The sequence below is a fragment of the Enterobacter sp. CC120223-11 genome, from assembly GCF_900215375.1.
In the GTDB taxonomy this organism is placed as follows: Bacteria; Pseudomonadota; Gammaproteobacteria; order Enterobacterales; family Enterobacteriaceae; genus Scandinavium.
Genome location: NZ_OBEF01000002.1, coordinates 379,239 through 405,318 on the forward strand (window position 1 = coordinate 379,239; position 26,080 = coordinate 405,318).

14 protein-coding genes and 1 pseudogene are annotated in these 26,080 nt (G+C 57.4%); 12 read left to right on the plus strand and 3 right to left on the minus strand.

Translation table 11 applies throughout. The annotated features are described in order from the left end of the window. Nucleotides 1-154 precede the first annotated feature (154 nt). From CRO87_RS04010 to pheP, 10 genes and pseudogenes are all read left to right on the plus strand, one after another. Nucleotides 155-9,856 carry an autotransporter-associated beta strand repeat-containing protein gene (locus CRO87_RS04010; RefSeq protein WP_097161627.1) on the plus strand — a complete coding sequence of 3,234 codons (9,702 nt, stop codon included), beginning with the start codon at nt 155-157 and terminating at the stop codon, nt 9,854-9,856. 119 nt (nt 9,857-9,975) lie between these two features. Next, nucleotides 9,976-11,583: a mechanosensitive ion channel family protein gene (locus CRO87_RS04015; RefSeq protein WP_097161628.1), complete on the plus strand. Its 1,608-nt coding sequence runs from the start codon at nt 9,976-9,978 to the stop codon at nt 11,581-11,583. Beyond that, nucleotides 11,580-12,701, plus strand: coding sequence for a BamA/TamA family outer membrane protein (locus CRO87_RS04020; RefSeq protein ID WP_097161629.1), 1,122 nt, complete (start codon nt 11,580-11,582; stop codon nt 12,699-12,701). The genes CRO87_RS04015 and CRO87_RS04020 overlap by 4 nt, the downstream gene beginning before the upstream one ends. Before the next feature lie 31 nt (nt 12,702-12,732). Next, a complete protein-coding gene (locus CRO87_RS04025) occupies nt 12,733-13,728 on the plus strand; it encodes a hypothetical protein (protein WP_097161679.1) in 996 nt (331 codons plus the stop codon). Beyond that, nucleotides 13,728-14,858, plus strand: coding sequence for a BamA/TamA family outer membrane protein (locus tag CRO87_RS04030; RefSeq protein WP_097161630.1), 1,131 nt, complete (start codon nt 13,728-13,730; stop codon nt 14,856-14,858). The genes CRO87_RS04025 and CRO87_RS04030 overlap by 1 nt, the downstream gene beginning before the upstream one ends. Beyond that, nucleotides 14,858-15,964, plus strand: a complete 1,107-nt coding sequence (locus CRO87_RS04035; RefSeq protein ID WP_097161631.1) for a DUF4056 domain-containing protein — start codon at nt 14,858-14,860, stop codon at nt 15,962-15,964. Before CRO87_RS04030 ends, CRO87_RS04035 begins: the two co-directional genes overlap by 1 nt. Before the next feature lie 178 nt (nt 15,965-16,142). After that, the gene (locus CRO87_RS04040) at nt 16,143-17,318 is read left to right on the plus strand and encodes an OmpP1/FadL family transporter (RefSeq protein WP_097161632.1); all 1,176 of its coding nucleotides are present in this window, start codon (nt 16,143-16,145) and stop codon (nt 17,316-17,318) included. A 272-nt stretch (nt 17,319-17,590) separates the two neighbouring features. Further along, nucleotides 17,591-18,661: a YncE family protein gene (locus tag CRO87_RS04045; protein WP_097161633.1), complete on the plus strand. Its 1,071-nt coding sequence runs from the start codon at nt 17,591-17,593 to the stop codon at nt 18,659-18,661. A gap of 57 nt (nt 18,662-18,718) precedes the next feature. Next, nucleotides 18,719-19,000, plus strand: a pseudogene (locus CRO87_RS04050) (TonB-dependent siderophore receptor); the annotation flags it as partial. A 105-nt stretch (nt 19,001-19,105) separates the two neighbouring features. Next, nucleotides 19,106-20,497 carry a phenylalanine transporter gene (gene pheP / locus CRO87_RS04055; RefSeq protein ID WP_097161634.1) on the plus strand — a complete coding sequence of 464 codons (1,392 nt, stop codon included), beginning with the start codon at nt 19,106-19,108 and terminating at the stop codon, nt 20,495-20,497. A 42-nt stretch (nt 20,498-20,539) separates the two neighbouring features. Here the strand turns inward: pheP and CRO87_RS04060 are convergent, their stop codons facing one another. Next, nucleotides 20,540-21,781, minus strand: a complete 1,242-nt coding sequence (locus tag CRO87_RS04060; protein WP_097161635.1) for a mechanosensitive ion channel family protein — start codon at nt 21,779-21,781, stop codon at nt 20,540-20,542. Between the two features lie 64 nt (nt 21,782-21,845). After that, the gene (locus CRO87_RS04065) at nt 21,846-23,264 is read right to left on the minus strand and encodes an MFS transporter (RefSeq protein WP_097161636.1); all 1,419 of its coding nucleotides are present in this window, start codon (nt 23,262-23,264) and stop codon (nt 21,846-21,848) included. 108 nt (nt 23,265-23,372) lie between these two features. Between CRO87_RS04065 and CRO87_RS04070 the strand changes: the two genes are divergently transcribed. Then, complete coding sequence (locus tag CRO87_RS04070) at nt 23,373-24,284, plus strand: helix-turn-helix transcriptional regulator (RefSeq protein ID WP_097161637.1); 912 nt, start codon at nt 23,373-23,375, stop codon at nt 24,282-24,284. After that, complete coding sequence (locus CRO87_RS04075; protein WP_097161638.1) at nt 24,268-25,299, plus strand: DUF2157 domain-containing protein; 1,032 nt, start codon at nt 24,268-24,270, stop codon at nt 25,297-25,299. Before CRO87_RS04070 ends, CRO87_RS04075 begins: the two co-directional genes overlap by 17 nt. Before the next feature lie 68 nt (nt 25,300-25,367). On the opposite strand, the gene nfsB is transcribed toward CRO87_RS04075, so the two are convergent. After that, nucleotides 25,368-26,021: an oxygen-insensitive NAD(P)H nitroreductase gene (gene nfsB, locus CRO87_RS04080; protein WP_097161639.1), complete on the minus strand. Its 654-nt coding sequence runs from the start codon at nt 26,019-26,021 to the stop codon at nt 25,368-25,370. Between the last annotated feature and the right edge of the window lie 59 nt (nt 26,022-26,080).

The window sequence follows — 26,080 nt, forward strand, 5'->3', positions numbered from 1 at the left end:
TTAACTTGCCAGTAACATATTGCGTCATTTTTTCACAAATTAAAGGTTGAAATAAGCAGCCTGTACTATTTTTACCAAAAGTCTTGGCCCTTCCTTCTTGTTCCATTTTGTTCTGAATTTCTTCAACTCATTGATTTTTTTGCATGGAATTAATATGAACAGAATCTACCGTTTGGTCTGGAGTCATGTTACATCGGCGTTTGTTCCGGTTGCCGAGTTTACCGCCAGTAAAAGCGGAAAATCTCCGCGTGCGGGCAGGCGCAAACTTTTGCTTACCGCGATAGTTCTGGTTGGCAGCGTACCGGGAGGGGTAGGTGCTGTCGATGTCCAGTGGTCAGCGATAAAAGCAGACTACGGTTTTTCCACCGATCCGCTGCATAACTTCGACCAGGTTGAATCCACCGGAGACGCCTTCCAGATAGGCGGCACGACAGGCGCGGCCAATTATGCTGCGGGAACTACGCTCAATATTTTGGGGCCGATACCTACATTCCCTGATTTTAGTACCGGGAACGGAGTCAGTGGGCGCACGGTCTCGGTCGTGGATGCATTGCCGGATGCCAGCGCTCCGGAAGGCGGAAGAATCATCACCATCAATGCAACGGATGCCTCGGGTAACACCGTGCCGGTTGATGCTTCCAACATCAATGAATACAACTATTCACCTTCGCCTGCGAATCCGCAGCAGGATGAGGAGCTGAATGTTGAAGTGCCAGGCCTCGATGGCAGCTATCAGGTCATCAGTATTTACGACTCCGCAAGCTTTATTCCAGCGGAAGATGTGCCGGTGTCCGGGATGCAGCTGCCGGTCTACGATCCTGATTCTGTGCGGATCATGTATCAGTTCGGCATTGTGAACGTGCTGAGCCCTGGCGGAACGGCCAATGTGAATATCGGGGCCAGTACGTCAGGCACCACGCCCATTTCGGCGGCGGCTAATACCCTCGATTTGTTAGCCAAAGACTCCACCCTTGCACGGGCAGACGGGTTCGACGGCGTCGACAGCAGCGTCAATTGGCTGTCGGATAACTATATTCATTTCCGTCCAGCGGCGGTGATTTCCAGTGATGTGCAGGGCCAGACGGCGCAAAGTACCCAGTACAACTACACCCTGACGCTGCCCAACTACGTTGAAGTGCTTGGGCGTGTGGTGCAGCTGGGAAGCAAAACGTTCACTATCAACTCGGCGGCAGATATTGCCGACGTCAACGATTACCTGGTTGGTCAGGGAAGCTATGCGGGCAATTCGCAAATACAGTACTGGCTGACGGCTGGAGCGACGGTCAACGGCGAGGTGATTGATTCATCGGTCGAAGCGCAACAGGTCTACAACACCATCATCACTACGCTTCTGAATCAGGCGCAAAGCACCGCCATTGATATGAGCTATCACGTCTGGGAGGACGGGCTGAGCCATACGAACAACGCCACGCTGGGGACGGGAGATTTGCGGGTGATTTACGCCAACGGCCCGAATGCCTCAGGGACGGTGACCAGCACCGGGAGCCTGGCCGTTGATGGCGCGTCGGCGGTGATGGAAGCGCTTGATGGTGCAACCATTACCAACAATGGTGCGATTAACGCCTGGCGTAGCAGCGGCAGCAGCCCGTTAGCCGCCGGCATGTTGGCCTATGATTCCACCTCCATCAATAACGGCGTTATTAACGCCGGTTTGTTTCTGGAAAAGGATGGCAGCAATCAAAATGTAAACAACGCCGGTGCCATCGCGATGGGCAGCGAAAATGGCACGCTCAGTAACTTTGGCCATATCAACGTGGCGATCACCGATACGGCCACCCACAATGCCTGGGGGATTATTGCCGGAGGGGCGGCTCAGGCAACCAACGAGGCGGGCGGGACGATTGTCCTTACCGGCAATAGCCATAATGTGGACGGTCACGGCGGCGGCTACGGCGCGCTGATTAGCGATTCGGCAAGCTTCACCAACCTTGGCAATATTTACATTGGCGGTACGCCGCTCACGGCAGCCGGAACGCCATTGCCGGTAAACCTGGCAGGCAGCGGCGATTTAACCGCAGGTATTTTCAGTCAGAGCAGCGGCGCGGTTGAAAACGCCAGCGGCGGGACGATTACGATCCTCGACAACACCCGAAATGCGGCAGCGATGATAGCCAACGCTAATACCGGCACCGTGACCAACAACGGGACGTTGAACGTCCTGGGTAAACTCACCGCGGGATCCGCCGCAGCAAACTACGGCATCTACGTAAAGGATAATATCGGCGGGGCCACCGGAGCCGTGACTAACAACGGCAATATTCAGGTGGATGGCGACAATAACATCGCCCTCAACGTCCTGGCGATGACGGCCAATGCCAGCCTGCTCTCCAGCAGCAGTAGCCAAATCACCGTCGGGACGGCCGGCGATTTGGGGGGCAGCGACAGCGATCCTTACACCTATCGCAACTACGCCGTCTATGCTGAAGGGCTGAACGGCAATAGCGCCACGGTCCAGCTGGATTCCACCATTCGCCTGCTTGCCGCCGGGGCGATAGGCGTGCATGCCCGCGGCGATGCCACGATTAACGTCGGCAATGCCTCTACGCTGAGCTTTGAAAACAGTAGACAGATTGGCTATTACGCCTGGGGCACCGGGGCGAACATTGACATCAGTAATCCAACCATCACTGACAACGCTCAGGCCAGCTCCATTCTGTTTGCGGTGGACGGCGGGGCCGTTTTCACTGGCTCGACTTCTGGCGGAAATTACAACCTTACGGTCACCGGCGTTGGCTCAACGGGCGTGTTTGCCAACGGTGTGGACGACCAGAACACCGAAGATCAAAGTGATGACATCGCGACCCAGTTGACCACCGGCGCCGCGCAAATTGAGGTCAGCGGTAACAATGCCGTGGGGGTCAGGGTGACCGGAGGTGCCGAGGGCACGATCAGTGACGGCGCGATCCGCCTGACCGGTGATAACACGACGGCGGTCCTTATCGACGGGCGCAATTACAATATCAATAATGAAATTGGTGACACGCCGCGCGCCACAAACGTCACCTCGGATGCGGTCATTGGCTCCAGCGCCGGACAGTCTGGGATCGTGGCCTACAACGTAGGCTACCTCGGCAATCTGACGCTGAATACTGCGGCAAATATCAACCTGCTGGGCAACAGCAGCAAAGGTATTTTGCTGCATGATAACGGTCTTGCCACGGTACAAAGCGGGACCACCGTAGCGGTATCAGGCAGCAATAACATCGGGGTGGATATTCAGAATGCCGGTACGCTCACCAATAACGGTACCATTACCGTTTCCGGCGCGACCGGCAGCGGTAACGTCGGTGTTCGCGTTCAGGGCAGCGGGGCGGTCGTCAGCCAGCTTGGTACGGTCAATGCGAACGGTGGCAAAGCGGCGGTACAGTTGACGGGTAACGGGGCATCGCTCACCGTCAACGGCACAGGAAACCACATCACCGCGGGCGGGGATGCCGATGGGGTGCTTATCGACAGCATAGGGGCCTCCACGTTTAACGCCACTAACACAATTATCGATCTGACGGGCACCGGCGCAGGTATTAACAACAACGCCAACTCCAGTAACGTTAATCTCAATAACGTGACGATCAACGCCGCCAATGGCCCGGCGATCCGCACCGCCGTCACCTTCTCAGCGGAAGGCAGCGGCAACATCCTGAACGTTAACGGCAGCGGCAGCGGCTTCGCGTTCATGAAAGCGGACGGCACGGCGACCACCGGCAACCTGACCATCGGCAATGGTTATACAATCAACGGCAACGGTGCAAACAGCGTCGGCGTGCTGGCGAAAACCAACGGCACGGTGACGACAGGGACAAATATTACGATGGGGGCCAGCGCGGGGGCGGCAGTAGACGCCACTAACGCCAGCAGCCTGAGCAACAGCGGCACAATCCAGACCTCCAGCAACACCGGCAGCACGATCCTCGCCGCCAATACTGGAGCATTCAGTAACAGCGGCTCCATCACCTCCAGCAGCACCAGCAACAGCAGCTCGCTGATTGTGCTGAACGGCACGGCGGCAAATCGCGCTATCACTAACACCGGGTCCATTACCAGCCTGAGCCAGGGCGCGACGGTGATTGATGCCTCTGGCGCGGCCAATAACACCCTTACCAACAGCGGCACATTGACCGCCGCTTCGTCGACGGCGCAGGTCGTCCTGACGGGCAGCGGCAATGACGCCATGACGTTAAATGGCGGCACAACGCGCGGTGAAGTGACGCTCGGCAGCGGCAGCGACCGCTTCACGTGGAACAGCGGGACCTTCAACGGAGGTGTGACCTTTATCGGCAATGACGGCAACGATAACGCCACCGTTGGCAACGTGGACATGAGCGGCACAACGCATATCCTCAGCCAGGGGGGAACCGGCAGCACGCTGACATTCAACGGTACGCATGCGGGCACTGACCCGGCGAAAATCGGCACGCTGGCGGCGGACAATCTGGCGACGGCGACCAATATTGGCAGCGGCTGGAGCACGCTGACGCTGGATGGCGCGACCACGGATATGCGCGTGGTCAACGATCTCACTCTCTCGGGTACGCCGTTAATCAACGTTAATAATGGCGCGACGCTGCGCACCGCAGACAGCGCAACGCAAAGCGGTCAGGCAACGATCCATAACTACAATATCGCCACCTCAGGAGCGGACAGTCTGGTGTCGTTCGACGGCGCTGCCGATCAAACCTATAGCGGCATCATTTCCGGTAGCGGTGGCATGGAGCGCATCAACAGCGGTAACACGCTGCTGCTGGGAAACAACACCTATACCGGTAACACCTTTATCGGTAGCGGCTCGGAGCTATCGCTGGGCAATGGCGGCACAACCGGGCTGCTCTCGACCCAAACGAATATCACCGATGACGGTACACTGACAGTGTTCCACTCGGATAACGTGGCGCTAAACGGCGTGATATCCGGCAGCGGTAATTTCCGCCAGATTGGTACTGGCATCACCCGTCTGGGCGGTAACAACAGCTATGCAGGGACCACTAACGTTGAGCAGGGCACGCTGCTTATCAATGGCGTGCAGACGGGCAGTGGGCTGACGACTGTATCGGGCGGCAGTACGCTCGGTGGCTACGGCACGATTGGCGGAGATGTTGTTTTTAATGCGCCTTTGGCAACGTTAAAACCAGGTGATGACAGCCGTGGCAACGGTACCGGGACGCTGACCATCAACGGTGACCTGACCCTTGCCAGCGACACCAAAAGCCAGTTCCAGCTGGGGCAGGCCTACACGGCTGGCGGGGCGCTGAATGACCTGGTGCAGGTCAATGGCAACCTGACGCTTGATGGCGTGCTGAATGTTGACCTGACCAGCGGCGGCACCTTCCTGCCCGGCGTCTATCGCTTGTTCAACTACACCGGAACGCTGAACAACCAGACGATGGAGATTGGCTCCCTGCCGCCGAACGATGCGGTCAACTATGCCATCCAGACCAACCTCGCCAACCAGGTCAACCTGGCGCTGAACTTTGTCGATCCGACGCAGCAGCTGCAGTACTGGGACGGCGACCTTAATGGTAACAACCATGGCACCGATGGCGTAGAGGGGAACGGCGCGGTCGATGGCGGTTTCGGTTACTGGGTTCGCCAGCTTGCCGGGGCGGGCAATAACTGGACGCAGGACAACGGGGAGGGTAATGCGCCGTGGGCGACGGATGCCTTTGCCGTGTTTGGCGGCGCGGCGAACGAAGTCAGGATCAGTGATATCAACGGGGCTGTCGTCACCTCAGGCATGCAGTTTTTAACCGATGGTTACCATCTGGTTGCCGATCCTGCGAATCCAGATTCGCAGCTAGACATGGTGGCAACCAATCCGCCAACGCAGCTCGATCCGGATAACAGCTACGACGGACAAAACGGCACCCATGCCGACAGCTATTTTGCCATCCGCGTAGGGGCAGGCGGCGCAGGTGCTGACATTACCACCACCATCGATGTGGATATGGTTCAGGAAGATCCTGCCACCCGTATTCGCCTGCTTAAAACCGATCCCGGCAGGCTTATCCTCGGTGGAGACAATGATTATCGGGGGGGCACCGAAATCTGGAATGGCACGCTGCAGGTTTCAAAAGACTCAAGCCTTGGGCTGGCGAATACATCGGTGCTGATCAAAAGCGGTTCGGTATTCCAGACCGGTGCCGATTTCACCACGGACCGTCTGTTCTTTGTGGACGGCGAAGGCGGCGGCACCTTTGATGTCTACGGCCACACCTTTAAGCCTACAGGCGTGATTGGCGGCGATGGCCCGCTGGCCGTCGTGGACTCTTCCACAGGTACTGCAGTTGGCATTCTGGAACTCAACACGGCGAACACGTATCAGGGTGATACCACCCTTACCGGGAAAAACGGCACGGGATCGCTGGTGGTTAATGCCAATACGACGGGCGTTTTTGGCAAGCAGGACAGCACCGTAGCGCTCAACGACGATGTGCAGGTCAATTTCAACAGCAGCGCAAATGCACAGTCACATACCTTTGCCGTGGATAATTCCACCCTTGCCTTCAACGACAGCGCCAGCGCCGGACAGAGCACCATCGGCCTGACCGGCGGCACCGCGAGTTTTGGCGATACGAGCAGTGCCGGTAGCGCGGCGATTAGTGTTGATGCGGGCTCGGTGGTCAAAATGAACGGTAATTCCGACGGTGGTACCAGCGTGACCACCAACGCCGGGACAGTTGCTTTTACACAAAATGCACAGTCGGCATCGGCCCGTATTGCTAACCAAAGCGGTGGGAACGTGGACCTCGCAGGGGCAAACGGGAAAACATCGATCGGTTCGCTTGATGGTGCGGGTACCGTCACGCTAGGCAGCAGGACGCTCAGTGAAGGTAACCTGAATCTCAATGACACCATCAGCGGCCTGATTTCAGGCGTCGGCGGAGGACTGGAAAAAGTCGGAACTGGCATTCTGACGCTGACCGCCGACAACACCTTTACCGGCGCAACGTCGGTGCTGAAAGGCGTGCTGTTAATCAACGGCGATCAGAGTACGGCCACCGGGGCAACCAGCGTCGCCAGCGGTGCCACGCTTGGTGGCGAAGGCACGCTTGGGGCGAACGTCAGCGTGGCGGACAACGGCCACCTGGCTCCGGGTAAGGATCTGAGCAGCGTCGGTATCCTGACGATGAACAACCTGACCCTGGCCGAGAATTCACAACTCGATTTCCAGTTCGGTAAATCCAACGTGCCGGATGCGAAAGATCCGCTGAACGATCTGTTGGTGGTGAACGGCGATTTGACGCTCAATGGCAAACTGAATATTACTCAGACCCCGGGCGGCAAGTTTGACGTCGGCGTTTACCGCGTCATCAATTACAGCGGGAACCTCATCAACAACAGCCTGTTGCTCGGCAACGTGCCGGATGCGGCAAACCAGCTGTATGTGCAGACCTCGGTGGCAAACCAGGTCAACCTGGTCAATACCACCGGGCTGGTGCTGAACTTCTGGGACGGTACCGGGGGAACCGGCGGCGTGCTGAAAAATAACGGCGCCATCGACGGTGGGGACGGCATCTGGCAGAACAGCCGCGGCAACGATAACTGGAGTACCGATCAAACCGATCCGTCCGGGGCCATTAACGCCCCGTTCAGCGACGGCGCGTTTGCGGTGTTCAGCGGTAAAAAAGGCAACGTTACCGTCGACAACAGCCTCGGTGCAGTCACCGTGAGCGGCATGCAGTTCACCACCAACGGCTATGTTATCAACGACGGCGTGATCACGACCAACACCGCCGACACGGTGATTCGCGTGGGCGACGGTACTGCGCTCGGCAAACTGTACACCGCGACGATCAACTCGCAAATTGCGGGAAGCGGCGGCATAGACAAAACAGACGTCGGCACCCTGGTCCTGAACGGTAACAACAGCTACAGCGGCGGCACCACTGTGGGCGGCGGCGTTTTGCAGGTCAGCAATGACGGCAACCTTGGTCGCGCGGGAACAGGTATCACGCTAAACGGCGGCACGTTCCGCTACGGCGAAGGCTTCGATACTTCCCGCGCCTGGACGCTGGCGGGCGATGGCGGCACCATCGACACCAACGGCAATAACGTGTCGCTGCTCTCCGCCGTCAGCGGCAGCGGCGGTTTGACCAAAGCGGGCGAGGGCACGCTGACCCTGACGCAGGACAGCAGCTACAGCGGGCTGACCACCATTCGCAACGGTACACTGCAACTGGGGAACGGCGGCGGTAGCGGCAGCGCGACGGGCAACATTCTCAACCTCGGCGATTTGGTGGTGAACCGTAATAACACGGTCGATCTCAATGGCGTCATCACTGGCACCGGAGATTTCATCCAGCGCGGCAGCGGTACCACGGTCCTCAACGGCCTGAACAGCTGGAGCGGATACACGCTGGTGGAGAATGGCACATTGCAGGCAGGCGGCATTTCTCGCCTCAGCGCCAAATCCACTCACATCGTGAGTCAGGGCGCGACCCTCGACACGGGCGGAAATAGTCAGACGGTGGCCAATCTTGTGAACCAGGGTACCGTCAACCTGCGCGGCGGCAACGTCGGTTCGACGCTGACGGTGAACGGGGACTACGTCGGGATGAACGGCACCCTGAAAATTGCCGCGCAGCAGCACAGTCCTGGCGTGGCCGACAAACTGGTGATCAATCAGGGCACAGCAACCGGCACCACAAGGCTGGATATCGACGTCAGCCAGCTCGGTGAGCCGACGACAGGCGACGGCATCATGGTCGTACAGGCGCTGAACGGCGCAACAACCACGGCGCAGACCACCAAAGATGCGTTTAACATTGGCACTGACAAGCTGATTGCCGGGGCATGGCAGTATCAGCTGTTTGCCGGGGATGCGAGCGGTGCGGGTGAAGACTGGTTCCTGCGGGCGGGTTACAGCCCGGTAGTGCCAGGCTTTGACACGCTGCCTTCCATTATTCGTCAGGCCGATTTGTTCGTGCTGGGCACGCTGCATCAGCGCGTCGGCGACGAGCAACCGTGGCGTGCTGATGTGCCGGAGGATCAGGAAGGGCGCTTCTGGGCGCGCTATCTGAGTAAAACGGTCGACCAGCATCTGAACGATGCAACCAGCAGCAAAAGCCACTCGCAGTACGACGGCATGCAGATTGGCCTTGACCTGTGGCAGAACGACCAATGGCGCAGCGGGATCTACACCACCTTTATGGATCTCGACAGCTCCATCAATGGAAACACCGGCATGGGCGGCGGCTCGGCGTATAACTCCACCTTCTCCTCTTACATTGGCGGATACGCCACCTGGACGGATACGGACGGGCTGTACGTCGATAACGTGTTGCAGTACGGCTACCACTCGGTCGATCTGAAAAGCCAGGGCAGCAGTGACACTTATCACCCGGACGGCAGCACCATCACGGCGTCGGTGGAAGTGGGCAAACCGTGGCAGCTTGGCGACAGCAACTGGGCGTTTGAGCCGCAGGCGCAGCTTATCTGGCAGTGGAGCAACTTCGATGACACCACGCTGAATGACGGGGTCAACACTCAGGTGAACATTGATGCTGACAGCGCGGTGATTGGCCGTCTCGGCGCACGTCTGACGGCGGATTACGACACCAAAGTCGGCAAGATCAAACCCTATGTGCGCGTGAACTTCTGGCAGGAGCTCTCTGACGGTGAGGATGCAGTGACGTATCGCAGCGGCAGCAACAGCAACGGGAAGACGACGCTTAAGGCCGATCAGCGGTTCAGCGCGACGGAGGCGGCGATTGGCGCGACCTGGACCGTTACCCGCGACGTTCAGGCGTACACCGAAATCGGTAAAACCTGGGATAACAGCGGGAAGACGAGCGTGGATGCCGATCTGTCCGCATCGCTTGGGATGAAGATCCGTTTCTGAGGCGTCTTGAATTAGCCGAAGGCTGGTCTATGCTCAAAACAGAGCAGGCCAGCCTTTTGCTTTTTCGCTCTGAATAATAACGATAATTTCTCTTTCTGTGGGTATTGAATATGAACAGGATGCGGCATGCTTTACTGGCGTTATTCTCCCTGCTGGTCGCTATTCCCCTTTTTGCTGCCGAACCCCGACAGCAGCCGACGGATCATGAGCGGGCCCGAACGGTCTATATCTTCCACCAGCCGATTGTCATGCTACAGGCCACGTTTGGCCTGACGACGCCGGAAGAGCGTGTCCTGCGCATCCGCAATACCCTTCGTTCATTTACACATGCCGACGTCAGCCAGCCGCTGACCGTCGAACCCATTACCCGCTACGGCCAGCCCGCGCGCCTGTTTCTGATGAACGGCAAACCGATCATGCTGCTGAGCCAGGCCGACCTCGACGAAGGGGATGATTTAACCCTCGATCAGGCGGCAGAGCGGGTGCTCACCCGTATGGAGCTGCAGCGCAAAGCCCTGAGCGATCAGTACAACACCGGCTACCTGGCGCTGGCGGCGGTGAAAGTTGTCTTTGGGATCGCGGCGCTCGGGCTGTTCTGCTACGGCGCTTACCGCACGTGGCGCTGGGTGAGGCGCTATAACCGCCGGATGCTGCTTGAAAAACGCGGGATTATTCCGCACAGCTGGCGGCGCTTTTTAGGGGCGGTCGAAAGCAAACTCTACGGCCTGCTGATGATCCTGCTGAGCCTGGTCGCGTTGTATCTGTGGCTCGGCTGGACGTTCAGCCTGTTCCCCTGGACCCGAGTGTGGGGCGAATCCCTCGGCGACTGGACCTGGCGGGTGCTGCAAAAGATCGCGCTGTCGATTGTCTCGGCGCTGCCAGGGCTGCTTATCGTTTTGATTATCTTCCTGATTACGTCGTTTATTATTAAATTATTGAAGGTTTTACTTAATCAGGTGGCGGCGGGTAAAGTGCATCTCCCGGGGTTACATCCGGAAACGGTGGGCGCCACGCGCAAGCTGATATCGGTGATGGTCTGGCTGTTTGCGCTTTCTGCAGCGTACCCTTTTCTGCCTGGCGCAAACTCGCTGGCCTTCAAGGGGATAAGCGTTTTCTTCGGCCTGATGCTGACGCTCGGCTCGGCGGGGGTGATGAACCACGCCATGAGCGGACTGGTGCTAATTTACTCCCGCGCATTACGCAAAGGTGACGTTATTCGCATTGCAGACAACGAAGGTCAGGTCAGTGAAATTGGGATGCTGGCGACCAAAATCATTACCCGCGAGAACTATGTCGTGACGGTGCCCAACGCCGTTGTGGTCAGCGGTAAAATTACCAATCTCAGCGCGCAAAACCCTGGCGGAGGCGTGAACCTCACCACTGGCGTGACCATCGGTTACGACACGCCGTGGCGGCAGGTGCATGCCATGCTGGAACTGGCGGCGCGCCGTGCTGAAGGTATCGATCACGCTCAGGCCCCGCTGGTGCGTCAGCTGAGCCTGATGGACTGGTACATATCCTATGAATTACAGGTCCGCCTGCTGCCGGGCACGTCGCTTGCGGTGGCGCGAAACGCGCTGCACAGCAACATTCAGGACGTATTCAATGAATTTGGCGTGCAGATCATGTCGCCAAACTTCGTCCTGCAGCCGGAAGGGGCAGTGATGGTGGCAAAAGAGAACTGGTACGCCGCCCCGGCAGCGCCTCCTGGCGAACCGAAAGCATGAGGCTGCGCGTTCTGGCAATTGTGCTGCTGGTATTGGGCTGCGGCCAAAGCGTTGCTGCCGACCTTTTCGACCCGCAGGACGGCATGTTCGACATGAGCGAGTATCTTCGGGATAACCGCTACGGATTTTTACCCGTTCCGATCCTGATAACCGAACCGGCGATCGGCTACGGCGGCGGTCTGTTTGGCCTGTTTTTGCACGGAAAAGGTTCAATGGATGGCGACCGCTTTATTCCGCCGAACCTCTCGGCGTTTGGCGGCGGCGCGACCGAAAACGGAAGCTGGTTTGCCGGTGGCGGGCATCGCCATACCTGGAACAACGACCATATTCGCTACCTTGCGGCCCTCGGTTACGCCGATATCAATCTCGATATTTACAGCGGCGACGTGCTGGGCTTCGGTAACAGCAAAGCCATCAACACCAACACCAAAGGCTATGGCGGCCTGCAAAAGCTGCAGTTCCGCGTCGGGGATTCTCCGGTCTTTCTGGGCGTGACGCAGTTTTACGCCCACACCGATATTTCAGCCGATAACAAAGTGATTAATGCCGCCTGGCAGCGGATCTTTGGCGAAGAGAGCACTTCGTCAGCGCTCGGACTGCTGGCCGAATATGACACCACCGATAACTTTTTCTATCCTCACAAAGGGTTGTCGATGAGCGCTGAATACCGCTTTTACAGCTCGTTTCTTGGCGGCGACTACCGCTATAACCAGCTGACGATCGACGGGAAGTATTTCCTGCCGCTCAGCCGGACGGTGACCCTGGGGCTGGCAGGCAACTACCAGGCGCTGACCAACAGCGATGCGCATCTTCCGCCGATGGCCCGCCCGGATATCAACCTGCGCGGCATTTCACGCTATCGCTATCAGGGCGACTACGTTGGCACGGTGCAAACGCAGCTGGCGTGGGCGGTCACGCCTCGTTGGGTGTTGCAGGGCTTTGTCGGCGCGGGGAGTGCCGCAAACGACAGCAGTGACCTGTTCAGCAGCAGTGAAGTGGCCTGGGGAACCGGGGTTCGCTATCTGATTGCCCGACAGTACGGGCTTTATACCGGGGTCGATGTCGCCTTCAGCGATGGTGAACAGGCGGTCTATTTTAATGTTGGCTCCGGGCTGTAGGCGGGGCAATTCGCAAAATGAGAAACCAATGATGAGATGGCGTGAAACGCTGCTGCCGCTGCTGCTGATCTCCGGGACAGCCTGTGGTGCAAGTACACCTCCGGAAAAGGCATCCGGGGCTTCTGCCGACGGCACGCCGTCGTCTTCCGAAAGCGACAGCATGTTCCCCATCTGGGGCGACGAAGCACGGGCGCGTGGCTATTCGATTCCGCTACCGTTCGGCGTGAATCTTAGCTATATGAACATGCGCCAGAACATTGATGTTGAGAGCATTTCCCTGACCGGGCTGAATCTCGGCAGCCACCCGATACCGGACGATATGTTCAACATCGGCGTCGGCGATACCCGCCAGCGCAGCAAGACGGAAAACCTGCGCCTCGACATGTGGGTATTCCCGTTCCTCAACGTTTACGGCATTCTCGGCCATACCAAAGGGTCATCGGTGTCGAACATCTCGGTGGATTCCGACCCATCGCGCTACGACAGTGGCACCATTCTTCACCCGAACCCGGACCATATCATCTCCCAGGCAGTGCATTCGGGTTACGAGAGCGGGGCGCTGCAGAACCTGGATTTTAAACTCAACTTCGAAGGCACCACCTACGGCGCGGGCGTGACCCTGGCGGGCGGTTACGGCAACTGGTTCACCATTCTCGACACCAACTACACCCAGACCAGCTTCGACATCCTCGATGGCAAAATCTCGGCGCTGACGGTGTCTCCACGCGTGGGCTATCGCTTTGAATTTCAGGGCATCGCCGGGCCGTCGCATCTGAGTCTGTGGGTCGGCAGCATGTATCAGGATGTTGAACAGGAGTTCAGAGGCAATCTGTCCGACCTGGGGCTGCCGTCGGCGCTGGATAGCGTGGTTGAGGACGGGCGCTTCGACGTGAAGCAACACCTCTCTTCACCATGGAATATGCTGGTGGGTGCGCAGTATGAAATCACGCAAAATTTCAACGTGCTGACCGAGTTTGGCTTTAACGATCGCAACAGCTTCTTTATCGCGGGTGAATACCGATTCTGATGAGCAGATGGACGACCGTACTGGCCGGGCTTGTCAGTGTGGGCATGGTGACACCGACGTTTGCCGAAATCAGTCAGCAATCGATTGACGACTTTCTGGGCAAGCTCGGGGCCGATAACCAGTATGACGCCAGCAAAGGCATCGACTGGAGCGTGCTGCCGGGGCCGTTTTATACTCCGGAGCTGAAGCTTGGCCTCGGAACGGCGGTGGCGGGGATCTACCGTATCGACCCCAATGACAAGAAAACGCAGAACTCGTCCATTTCCTTTACCGGGTTTGTCAGCACCAGCGGCGCGCTGGGGCTCGGGTTGCACAACTACACCTTCTTTACCGACGATCGCTGGCGTTTTTTCCTCGACGGTGGCGTGGCCAAAGTGCCGACTGAATTTTGGGGCGTGGGCTACGACGCGGCGCAGGGCAGCTCGCAGAAGTACAATAATAACTCGGTGCAGCTGCATCCGCAGCTGATGCGGCAGATTGTCGATAAGCTCTATTTTGGCGTGGGCTGGGATTTCTCAGCCATGAATGCCAACGTCGATGACAGAAAGCCGGGCGACAAGTTTTCGCAGTACACGACGACCACGAATCCCTTAAGTTCAGGGGCGACCGTCAGCCTGAACTACGATTCGCGCGATGCCATTACCCAGCCGCATCACGGGCAGTACGTCAGCGTCGAGTACAGCTATTTCGACCCGTCGCTTGGCTCGGATACCCATTTCACAGCCACCCAACTTCAATATAACTATTACCTGCCGTTGGATGATAAGCGCGTGCTGGCTTTTGACCTGTGGGGCCGCTTTACCCACGGCGACGTGCCCTGGGACAGGCTCTCGCAGGCCGGGGATGACAACCGCCTGCGCGGCTACTATCAGGGCCGCTACCGCGATAACGACGTGGTGAGCGGGCAGATTGAGTATCGTCAGAAGCTCAACTGGCGACACGGCTACGTGCTTTGGGCCGGAGCCGGGGCGCTCGGCAGCTCACCCGCGGATTTAGGAAATCATCCTCTGTTACCGACGGTCGGCGTCGGGTACCGTTTCGAGGTCAAGCCGGCGATGAATATCCGGCTTGATTTGGGCGTGGGCCGGGAGAGTGCCGGTTTCTATTTTCAGGTTGCGGAGGCATTTTGATGCGGGGCTGGTTGTTGAGTCTGTTAGTGGTGGCGACGGTGGCGAAGGCGGACGATACGCTGCTGCCCGTCGAGCAGGCGAGGCGCGTTGCGCCAGTGGTAGGGCATCTGGTGGCGCCGGAGTCGCTGCGCCCCTGCTGCGCCTTTGGCTATGACCTGAACGTTCGGGCCATTGGCGTGCCGATCCCCGTTTATCAGATTGGCAACGTGCTGACCCTCGATTCGCTCGGACATCATCATTATAACGACAGCGCACTGACGGCGGTGAAGGATCTGGTTGGCCTGAATGATGAAAAAAGCGGGCTGATTTACACTCATCGCGGCGGCTTTATTGATATTGCCCACGTGCGTGACACCGCCGACAACACTTTCTATCTGTTCTCTAAAATCTATCCGAAGCTCGGCCAGTCGTGGCGCTTCTTCTACAGCGAAGAGCTTGGCCTGCGGCGGATTCAGCTCAACGCGTTTACGCCTCCTGCCTCGATGACAGAACGCTACACCCTGGCGGCCTGGCTGGCGGGTAAAATCGCCTTCGAGCTGGCGCAGTGGCATGAGATTGCCCAGTGGTATGGCTTCCAGTCGGTGCCCGGTTTTTCAGAAGAGATCTCGGCGTTTTCTCCGGAGGATCTTTACTCCAATTTATTGGGGGCGAGGCTCGCGATTAACGCCATCCTGCAAGGCCATGCCGGCAGCGTCGAAGCCTATGACAAGGCGATGGACGCGCAAATCCAGCAGGCGCTGGTGGGACTTGGCGTGGTGACGCGCGAAGAGACGGAGAGGATGTTCCGTGAAGTGGACGGCGACTGGTGGAACAGCAAGCGGCGGGTGCCGGATAAATTCCTGGTACTGAAGCGCAACTATACCCTCCGCGACAACCGCCTCCCGACGCCGGTGCCGTTTGAAAAGGTGGAGCCTTATCAGCTGCATATGCCTGCCCGGATGAGTGGTTTTACGCTGTCAGCCCTTGGCGAGCTGCAAATCTATCCGGGTCATAAGATGGAACGCCTGCCGTCCCCGGACGGGCACTACATCCCTTCGCAGTTCCAGCCCCTCGCCGACAAGGCGCAGGCCGCCGACAAAACCCAACTTGATCGCATGCAGAAATAGTTCACCTGTTTAATAATAAACTGATCTCTTGCTGAAGAAGTGAACACCCCTTTGTTATTCTTTGCCCCTTCAAAATGAAGGGGTTACCCGGGTGATTGCCAGTGGCAAATTCGCCGTGGGTAACTATGCTTTTTTTACGCATAACAATGATTAAGACTTCTCCTTTGGCAGGTGGCAAATGAAAAAAATAGCTCTGGTCTGTTCTGGACTGCTTCTCTCCTCACACGCGTTCGCAAGCGCCCTCTATTTCTACGAAATTGGCACCGAAGATACCGCGCTGGCTGGCGCAGGACAGGCTGCCCGAGCCCAGGATGCATCGACTATTGCCACCAACCCGGCGGGCATGACGCGTTTACCGGATCATATGTTTACCGGCGGTTTGCAGGCGCTTGGCGGGAATATCGACTACCAGCTGGATAACGACAGCCGACAGAGCCCGGGCAACGTGCTGAACGTGATGCCGAATGGCAGCGCGTTCTACAGCCAGAAGTTGACGGATAATTTGTATGCCGGGATCGGCATGTATGGCAACTTCGGCCTCGGCGTGGATTATGGCAACTGGGCCGGAGACAGCGTCATCAAAAAGAGCAGCCTGATGGCGCTGACCGTCAGCCCGTCGCTGGCTTATAAGCTCAGTGATAAAGTATCCGTTGGCGCTTCCGTCAACGCCAACTACGGTTTTCTTAGCCTGACGCGCGACGTTAACGGCGAGGATAAAAAGGAAAAAGATCACGACTGGGCGGCGAGCTATCGCCTCGGCCTGCTGATGCAACTGACCGAGCAGACCCGCGCCGGGATAACCTGGAACAGCAAAACCGATTACGATTTTAATATTGACGGCAAAGTTCGTCTGCCACAGGGTGACTACACGCTGCCGATTACCGCCCAGGTGAACGCGCCGCAGCAGCTGATGTTCAGCCTGGTGCACGACATCGACAAACAGTGGTCGGTGATGGGCGATCTGGGGTGGCAGGACTGGAGCCAGTTTGGCGCGCCGAATATTACGGTGGGTGGCAGCCAGGTGAACAACACTAACCGAATGAAAGACACATGGCACACGGCGGTGGGCGTGCAGTATCGTCCTACGGAGCAGTGGCGTCTGAATGCAGGTGTGGCGTTCGACAGCACGCCGTACAAAGATCAGAGCGATGTGTCACTGAGTCTGCCGACCGGCGATGAGTGGCGTTTTGGCACCGGGGCGCAGTATCAAATCACGCCAGCAAGCAACGTCGGTTTCGCGGTGGAATACCTGCATATGCAATCGTCGAAAGTGGCCTCGCCTGAGGTCTTCTCCGGCAGCTATGACCATCCTTACCTGTGGTTTGCGAGCGTCAACTACAGCTATCAGTTCTGATGTAATTTGTGCCCGGCGGCAAGGTAAACAGCAAAAATCCTCTTTCGAGAGGATTTTTTAGTGTTTGCGCCCCTCGCCCTGTGGGAGAGGGGCGGGGGAGAGGGCATCAGTCCGCACAGCTTACCTGCATGACTTCATCTGTTTTTCTCCATTCTACTATCCCCTCAATACCTGATCTCCACACATTCTTCCCGTGAATATTTATTCTTGAAGATATAAAGATAATGCGTATAGTTCTCATTCTCTTTTTTATCTATTGGCAGGGAACTTTCATGAAACGCAAACTCACCGCGCTGGCTGTGGCTTTCGCCATGGTGGGGTGTGCCGCAAAGAGCACGCCTGTCCCACAAAAAGAAGCGGCCGTCACCGCACCTGCGGCAACCGATCTGACTCAGCGCGATCTCGCCGATGGCCTGTACGAAATGGCGCTCAGCCCGAAAGGCGATGCGCTGTATGTCTCCAGCGCCGAAGGTTTTAAAGATGTGCAGGGCGGGGTGGTGTACAAGCTCGATCCGAAGACGCTGAAAACCGTCGGCGCCAGCCACACGGATCTGAAAAACTTCGGTATGGCGATTTCTGACGACGGCCAGACGGTTTACGTTACTAACTCACTCGACGGAGGTATCAGCGCGCTGAATACTTCTGACGGTAAGGTGAAGGCGCGTCTGCTGTTCCCTGAGCGTAATGAGAAAGGGCTGCCGTATGGTGCACGCCAGGTGCTGCTGCACAACGGCCTGCTGTACGTTGGCGCGGTGGCCGACCCGGCGGTCATTTGGGTGGTTGATGCGAAGACCATGAAGCTGAAAACCCGCATCAAAAACACCGGCAAATGGATGACTGGCCTGCACTATTCGTCGAACACCGGGCGTATTTATGCCGCGAACGGCGGCGGTGAGATCCTGGTCATCAACCCACGTAATAACCGTATTGAGCAACGCTGGAAGCCGCTCGGCGACAAACCGGCGCTGCTGCTGAATATTGCCGAAGACAGCGACACCGGCCGCCTGTTCGTCACCGACAACTCTCAGGCGAAAACTACTCTGGCGCTGGATATTCACAGCGGCAAAGTGATCAAGCAACTGGATGTTGGTGATTCACTTGGCGTGGTGTTCAACCCGATTCGTCATGAGCTATACGTTTCGCAGCGTGAGTCCGGCAAAGTGCTGAGCCTCGACGCCACCTCGTACGCGGTGAAAAAGAGCTGGGACCTGAAGCCGAATCCAAACAGCCTGCTGCTCTCTGCAGATGGCCAGACCCTGTTTGTCACCGTCAAACAAGCCTTCAATAAAGACCATTCGACCGATGGGCCCGACCGCGTCGTGCGTATCGATCTGAATAAATAAAAAGAACGGCCCGGCCACGGGCCACTTTGTTTCACTCAGCCTCGTTATAAGCCAATTATCAAGCCGATTGAAGGCCTGACCGCAACGGCGAAAGTGAACCACACCGGTTCTCAATACGCAGACGCTGCCAACACCAAAAAGCTCGAAAGCTACACCACGCTTGACCTCGGCGTGCGCTACCGCATGCGCGTCAACGCCGATCGGAACGATATGGTCTGGCGAGTGGGCGTGGATAACGTGACTAACGAGAAATACTGGTCCGGTGTGGAAAGCTACGGCACCTACATCTTCCAGGGCGAACCGCGCACCGTGAAGGTGTCTATGAGCTACGATTTCTGATGTGACTCTCGCCCCGGCGAGGGTGACTTGCCGGGGCGAAACTTGCGACATTTCTGATGAAGTGTTAAAAGGTGCCCCTTCTGAAAAATGCTACAGGGGAACGACGTGAAAAACGCGTCATCGGCATCCGATAATCTGCCAACGGATGCGGCGTCAGAATCACAACCGACGCTTCAACGCGGTCTGCAAAACCGTCATATTCAACTTATCGCCCTCGGCGGTGCTATCGGCACCGGACTCTTTCTCGGTATCGGGCCCGCCATTCAGATGGCCGGGCCTGCTGTTATCCTCGGCTATGCCATCGCGGGCATCATCGCATTTCTGATCATGCGCCAGCTGGGCGAAATGGTGGTGGAAGAACCTGTCTCCGGCTCCTTTGCTCACTTTGCTTATAAATACTGGGGACCCTTTGCGGGCTTCCTCTCCGGCTGGAACTACTGGGTGATGTTCGTGCTGGTGGGGATGGCCGAGCTGACCGCCGCCGGGATCTATATGCAGTACTGGCTGCCGGAGGTGCCGACCTGGATCTGGGCGGCCGCGTTCTTTGTGATTATCAACGCCGTCAACCTGGTCAACGTGCGCCTGTATGGCGAAACCGAGTTCTGGTTTGCGCTGATTAAGGTGCTGGCGATCCTTGGCATGATTGGTTTTGGCCTGTGGATGCTGTTCAGCGGTCACGGTGGCGCGCATGCGAGCTTCGACAACCTGTGGCAGCACGGCGGCTTCTTCGCCACCGGCTGGCACGGCCTGATGCTGTCGCTGGCGGTGATCATGTTCTCCTTCGGTGGACTCGAGTTGATTGGTATCACCGCGGCAGAAGCGCGCGACCCGGAAACCACCATCCCGAAAGCGGTGAATCAGGTGGTGTACCGCATTCTGCTGTTCTACATTGGCTCGCTGGTGGTGCTGCTGGCGCTCTATCCGTGGATCAATGTCAAATCCGACAGCAGCCCGTTCGTGATGATTTTCCATAATATTGACAGTAACGTGGTGGCATCGGCGCTGAATTTCGTCATTCTGGTGGCATCACTGTCGGTTTATAACAGCGGCGTTTACTCCAACAGTCGGATGCTGTTCGGCCTTTCCGTCCAGGGCAACGCGCCAAAGTTCCTGACCCGCGTTAACCGTCGCGGCGTACCGGTGAATTCGTTGCTGCTCTCCGGGGCCATCACCTCGCTGGTGGTGCTGGTGAACTACCTGCTGCCGCATGAAGCCTTCGGTCTGCTGATGGCGTTGGTAGTGGCCACGCTGCTGCTGAACTGGGTGATGATCTGTCTCGCGCATCTGAAATTCCGATCGGCTCAGCGCCGTAAAGGACGCGTACCGAAGTTCCGTGCGCTGTGGGCACCGGCCAGCAACTACATCTGCATCGCGTTTCTGCTGATGATCCTCTGCCTGATGCTGACCCTCGATGGCATGCGCCTGTCGGCGATTCTGCTGCCGGTGTGGGTAGTGTTTTTGTTTGGGGTGTTTAAGGTGTTGAGAAAACGCGCCTGATGCCTGATAAAGAAATCCCGCCATCTGGCGGGATTTTTCTTATTATGCGGTGACGCCGGAAAGGGACCGAATATCATTCCCGGTCGGAGTCTGATGAATCCGCAAACCGAACTCATCCACCACCGCAAATAGATGGTCGAAAATATCGGCCTGAATATCTTCATATTCTGCCCACACAACGGTGTTGGTGAAGCAGTATATTTCTATCGGCAAACCATTAGCGTCGGGTGCCAGTTGACGCACCATTAACGTCATATCCTTGCGGATTCTAGGATGATTCCGCAGGTATTCATTAAGATACGCGCGGAAAGTTCCGACGTTGGTCATTTTACGGCTGTTGAGTGTAGAATTATCGCCGCCGTGCTGTTCGTTCCATTGGCTGATTTCCTCATGGCGGCTGTCCATATAAGGTTTCAGCAGCCTCGCCTGAATAAGGTGTTGCTTCTCCTGCTCATCGAGAAAATGAATGCTGGTGGTATCGATATTAATGCTGCGCTTGATACGACGCCCGCCGGAGGCTGACATGCCGCTCCAGTTTTTGAAGGAGTCCGACACCAGCGACCAGGTCGGGATGGTGGTGATGGTGTTATCCCAGTTGCGGACTTTGACGGTGGTCAGCCCGATGTCCGTCACCGCACCGTCCGCGCCGTATTTCGGCATTTCCAGCCAGTCGCCAAGGCGTAACATGTCGTTAGCGGAGAGCTGAATACCTGCCACCAGGCCGAGAATCGGGTCCTTGAATACCAGCATCAGTACTGCGGCCATGGCGCCCAGGCCGCTAATCAGGATCGCCGGAGACTGACCCAGCAGCAGCGAAATAATCAGGATGCCGACGAGAATGGCGCTGACCAACTTAACGCCCTGGAATATTCCCTTAAGTGGCAGCTGCGACGAGAAGGTGAATTTCTGCGACAGATTAAGCAGTACGTCAAGCAGCGAGAAAAACGCCAGCAGGGAATAGAGCATCACCCACAGTTGGGCGCAGTTAATCAGAATAGAGGCAGCATCGCTACCTTTATGCAGCCAGAGGGCCGCCTGTACCTGAACGACAATACCCTGAATCGTAAAGGCCACCCGGTGAAATAATTTATTTTGGGTGATGATTTGCAACCAGAAATGAGAGCTCGCCTGAGCGCGTTTTTCGAAAGCGCGCAGCACTATCCGATGCAAAATAATGTGCAGGATAATGGCCGTCAGGAAGATAATTCCGAATACGATGAGCAGTGATGTGGTGTGGTTTATTTCAAGGCCCCAGTTTCTAAGGGCTGCGATAATTTCCTGCATAGTTTCTCCTTTTTATCAGCGGCCATAATGACCGCTGAGAGAATAAGATGCAAATCGAACCGGGTTATACCGTTGGCTGCGGGCAGTGCGCTAAGTGCCGTCGGTAGCTGAGCGCCAGCGCACCAAGCGTAAGCATCAGCACGACTTCAAGGGCCAAAAAGCCAACGATGGCCGTGGTGTAATCACCCTGCGAAGCCAGGGCCAGGAAGACGCTCCCCAGCACGGCTGGCCCCAGACCGAAGGTCGATTGTTGCAAGGTGCTAAGAATGGCGCTGCCTGCGCCCGCGTCACGTGCTTCGATATCGCGCATGCCAATCCGATAGAAGCTGTTGACGATCAGCGCCTGGCCGTAGCCGATCACGGCGGTGGCCGGAGCCAGCGTCAGGGCGTGGGTGCGCAGGCCGAAATGCCAGAAAGTGAACGCCAGCAACAGCAGGCCGCTTATCTGCACGCTCAGGCCAATGAGCAGAATGCGCCCCATGCTGTAGCGGGCAATCAGTTTTGGGGCATACAGCGCTGAGACAAAATAGGCGAGGCCCAGCGCGATAAAGCTGTTACCGGACTGCCAGGGTGCCATGCCGAGACCCGACTGCATGGTCAGCGCCATACAGAACATAAAGCCGGACCAGGCGCTGAAAAACAGCAGGGCAATCAAAATGCCGAAGCGAATGCTCGGCAGCTTCAGCAAGCGTGGCGGCAGCAGCGGCGTTTGGCCATGGGCTTCTTTCGTCAGAGCGCTGGTACGCATCAGCCAGGCCAGTGGGATCACGGCCAGCAGCATCAACTTCAGCGCCCAGGGCCAGTGCAGCTCCATGCCAAGCGCCATCGGAAACAGCAGGCAGCAGAGGATCGCGGCGAGATAAAACGTGCCCGGCCAGTCGATGCCTGACGGTGTTTCACTGCGGGTTTCCGGGATATAGCGCAGGCTGAAGGCGAGGACAATCAGGCATATGGGCACGTTGATGAAAAACGCATTCCGCCAGCCGAGCCCGGCAAAATCTGCTGAGACCAGCCAGCCGCCGCCCATCTGTCCGACGATAAAAGCAATCCCGCCAATGCCGCCGTACAGGCTGATGGCTCGGGCATGGGCGGTGCCTTTCAAAGTCACGTGCAGCGTGGCCAGAATCTGCGGCACGATAAGCGCCGCCCCTGCACCCTGTAGCGTACGGGCCGCCAGCAGCGCATGGATGGAATCCGCCATACCGCACAGCAGCGATGCCACGCCGAACAGCGTCACGCCCCACATAAACAGCCGACGTCGGCCGTAGTTATCGCCCAGTTTACTGCCCATAGCGAGGCACACGGCAAAGGCAACGCCGTAGAGCGCGACGATAAGCTCCAGCTGCGTCGGGCTGGTGTGAAGCGAATGAGTGATCGACTCCAGCGCGACGTTGGTGATTGAGGTGTCTATCAGCGGCAGCATCTGTCCGGTTAATAACAGCAGCAGGCCAGCGCGACCGGGTGAAACAGCAGACGTATTCATGGTGTTCTCCATTGCGTCATTCAGGGATCGGACGTAGCATCGCTGAATGAATAAACGGGTACCAGTTCCTGCTTATACTGGTACTGGCACTACCCTGCTGGAGGTTTTATGTCCCTGATAACGCCCGTGGAGGCCCCACCCGTCAGGCATGATGACAACAGGAAACAGCTTGGCACCTTTTTGCGTGCGCGGCGGGAAAGCCTTGATCCGCAGCGACTTGGGCTCCCGCGTAGCGGCAGACGGCGAACGCCGGGCCTGCGCCGGGAAGAAGTGGCGATGCTGGCAGATGTCGGCGTAACCTGGTACACGTGGCTGGAACAGGGCAGGGAGGTGAATCCTTCGACGCAGGTGTTGCAGGCGATAGCCCAGGCCTTGCAGTGTACCGCCCTCGAAACGCGCCATCTGTTTGTGCTGGCCGGGCTGCCGCCGCTCGAATCTTTGCAGGTTCCGCAGTGTGAAGGCATCAGCGCCGGGACGCGCAGAATGCTCGACAGCCTGATGCCGCAGCCGGCGAGCATTCAGAAGCCGAATTTTGATATCGTTGCCTGGAATGACAGCTTCTGTCGTCTGATGGGCGTGGATTTTGCGTCGATTGCCGATGAAGATCGTAACTGCATTTATCTCTATCTGACCCATGACGTCTGGCGCTCCAGGATTGCCAACAGTGATGCTTTGCTGAACTACGTCTCCTATTTTCGGGCGGCGATGGCAGAGCATCGCGGTGAGCCGGAGTGGGAGAATAAGCTGGCGCGCTATTTTGCCGCATCGTCAGAGTTCGAGGCTATCTGGCATCAGCGATATGAGGTGCGGGGCGTCGAAAATCAGATCAAAATGTTTAATCATCCGCAGTCAGGGATATTCAGCCTCCAGCAGATGTACTGGTATTCCGCCCCGCGTAACGGGTCGCGACTGCTGGTATACCTCCCGGTAGACGAACAGGGCGAGCAGGCGCTGGCGCGGCTCGATAAACAGGGCTCATCACCCCATCACATCAAGGAAAGCGATGAACGTCACCCGTAAGCAGGAACGCATTATCCGCCGGGCGCTGGCCGACTGGCAGCAGACCGGAGAACTGAGTGCTGTTGAGCAGGAGAGGCTGGCGGCAACGCTGAAGCCTCAGCTGTTCGACTGGAAACGCCTGAGCCGCTACGCCTTCTGGACGGCGCTGGCCTGCGTGCTTATCGCGCTGGCAAGCCTGTTCGCCGACAGTTATCTGATGGCCGTGCTTTATTCACTGTTTTCGAATTCAGGCCTGTTGCGCATCGGCGTGCCCATGCTGCTGGCCGTGTTCTGCTATCTCTGGGGATTCCGCCGTCAGCGGCGAGAGACGCAGTGGCATTACAGCACCGAGGCGATTTTGTTCCTCGGCGTGGTCTTTACTGCATTGATGCTCTGGCAACTGGGGGAAAGGCTGGATGACGGCAGCGGCCACATTGCGCCGCTGTTTCTGGTGGGCTGCGCCATTTACGGCGTAGTGGGCTGGATCGGGCGCTCGTCGCTGGTCTGGCTGTTCTTCCTGCTGGCGTTGGGGAACTGGTTTGGCGCGGAAACAGGCTATATGTCCGGCTGGGGCGCGTACTGGCTGGGGATGAACTTCCCGATCCGTTTCGTGCTGTTCGGCGGCGTTTTGCTGGCGGTCTGCCTGCTGCTGGGGCGCATTCTGCAAGGGCGAAATCTGTTTACCGTCAGTAAGGCGATGGGGCTGACGTATCTGTTTATCGCGCTGTGGATCATGTCGATTTTCGGCAACTATGATGCTGACAGCTGGTACAGCTCAACGCATGCGGAACTGCTGCCCTGGGCGTTGCTGTTTGCCGTTGCCGCAGGCGTCTGCGTGTATATCAGCCTGAAAACCGACGACGGCATGCTGCGCGGCTTTGGCCTGACGTTCCTCGCAATTAATCTCTACACCCGCTTCTTCGAATACTTCTGGGACGGCATGCATAAAGTCGTGTTCTTCCTGATCCTCGCCGTTTCGCTTGCTGCGTTGGGTAAATACGCCGAGAAAATCTGGCATGCGGGGCAAAAAGCTTAACCGAAGCGCATTTTATCGAGCGTCTTTGAGGAGCAAGCCCGGCCGCAGGCGCTGGCCGGGCAAAATGCTTAAATTTCGGTGAGCGTGGTGCTCTGCGGCAGGCGAGATTTAGGCAGCTTAGCGTTGAAGTCTTCCACGCTGTGACGGCCAACTGGCACCACGACTACGCTGGTGAAGCCTTTTTCGCTCAGGCCGAACTCTTTATCCATCACCGCAGCATCAAACCCTTCGATTGGCACTGCATCAAGGCCCATCGCCGCCACGCCCAGCAGGAAGTTGCCGACGTTGAGGTAAACCTGTTTCTGCATCCAGTGCGCGTCATCCTTCAGCTCTTTGCGGTGTAAATCGGCAAAGAACACGCGGCCTTTATGGTTACCCGCTTTGGCTTCCGGCGTAGCGAAACGGCCATCGGCTTCTTCCTGATCCACCACTTGTTCCAGCCAGGCATCATCCATCGCCGTTTTGGCGCAGAACACCACCACGTGGGAAGCATCGAGCATTTTGCGTTCGTTGAACACGAAGCCACCAGCGGCTGATTTCGCGACGCGCGATTTTCCTTCCTCGGTGCTTGCCACGATGAAGTGCCACGGCTGTGAGTTGGTGCTGGAAGGGCTGAACTGCAGCAGGGTTTTCAGGTTTTCGGCCTGCTCTTCGCTGAGCGCAAAAGCGGGATCAAAGGCTTTGGTGGAGTGACGTTTTAACGCAACAGAGATGATATCCATAATGACTCCTCAGAAAGTAGCAGCCCACAGGGGCTCGTTCGATGGCTGAAGAGTACAGG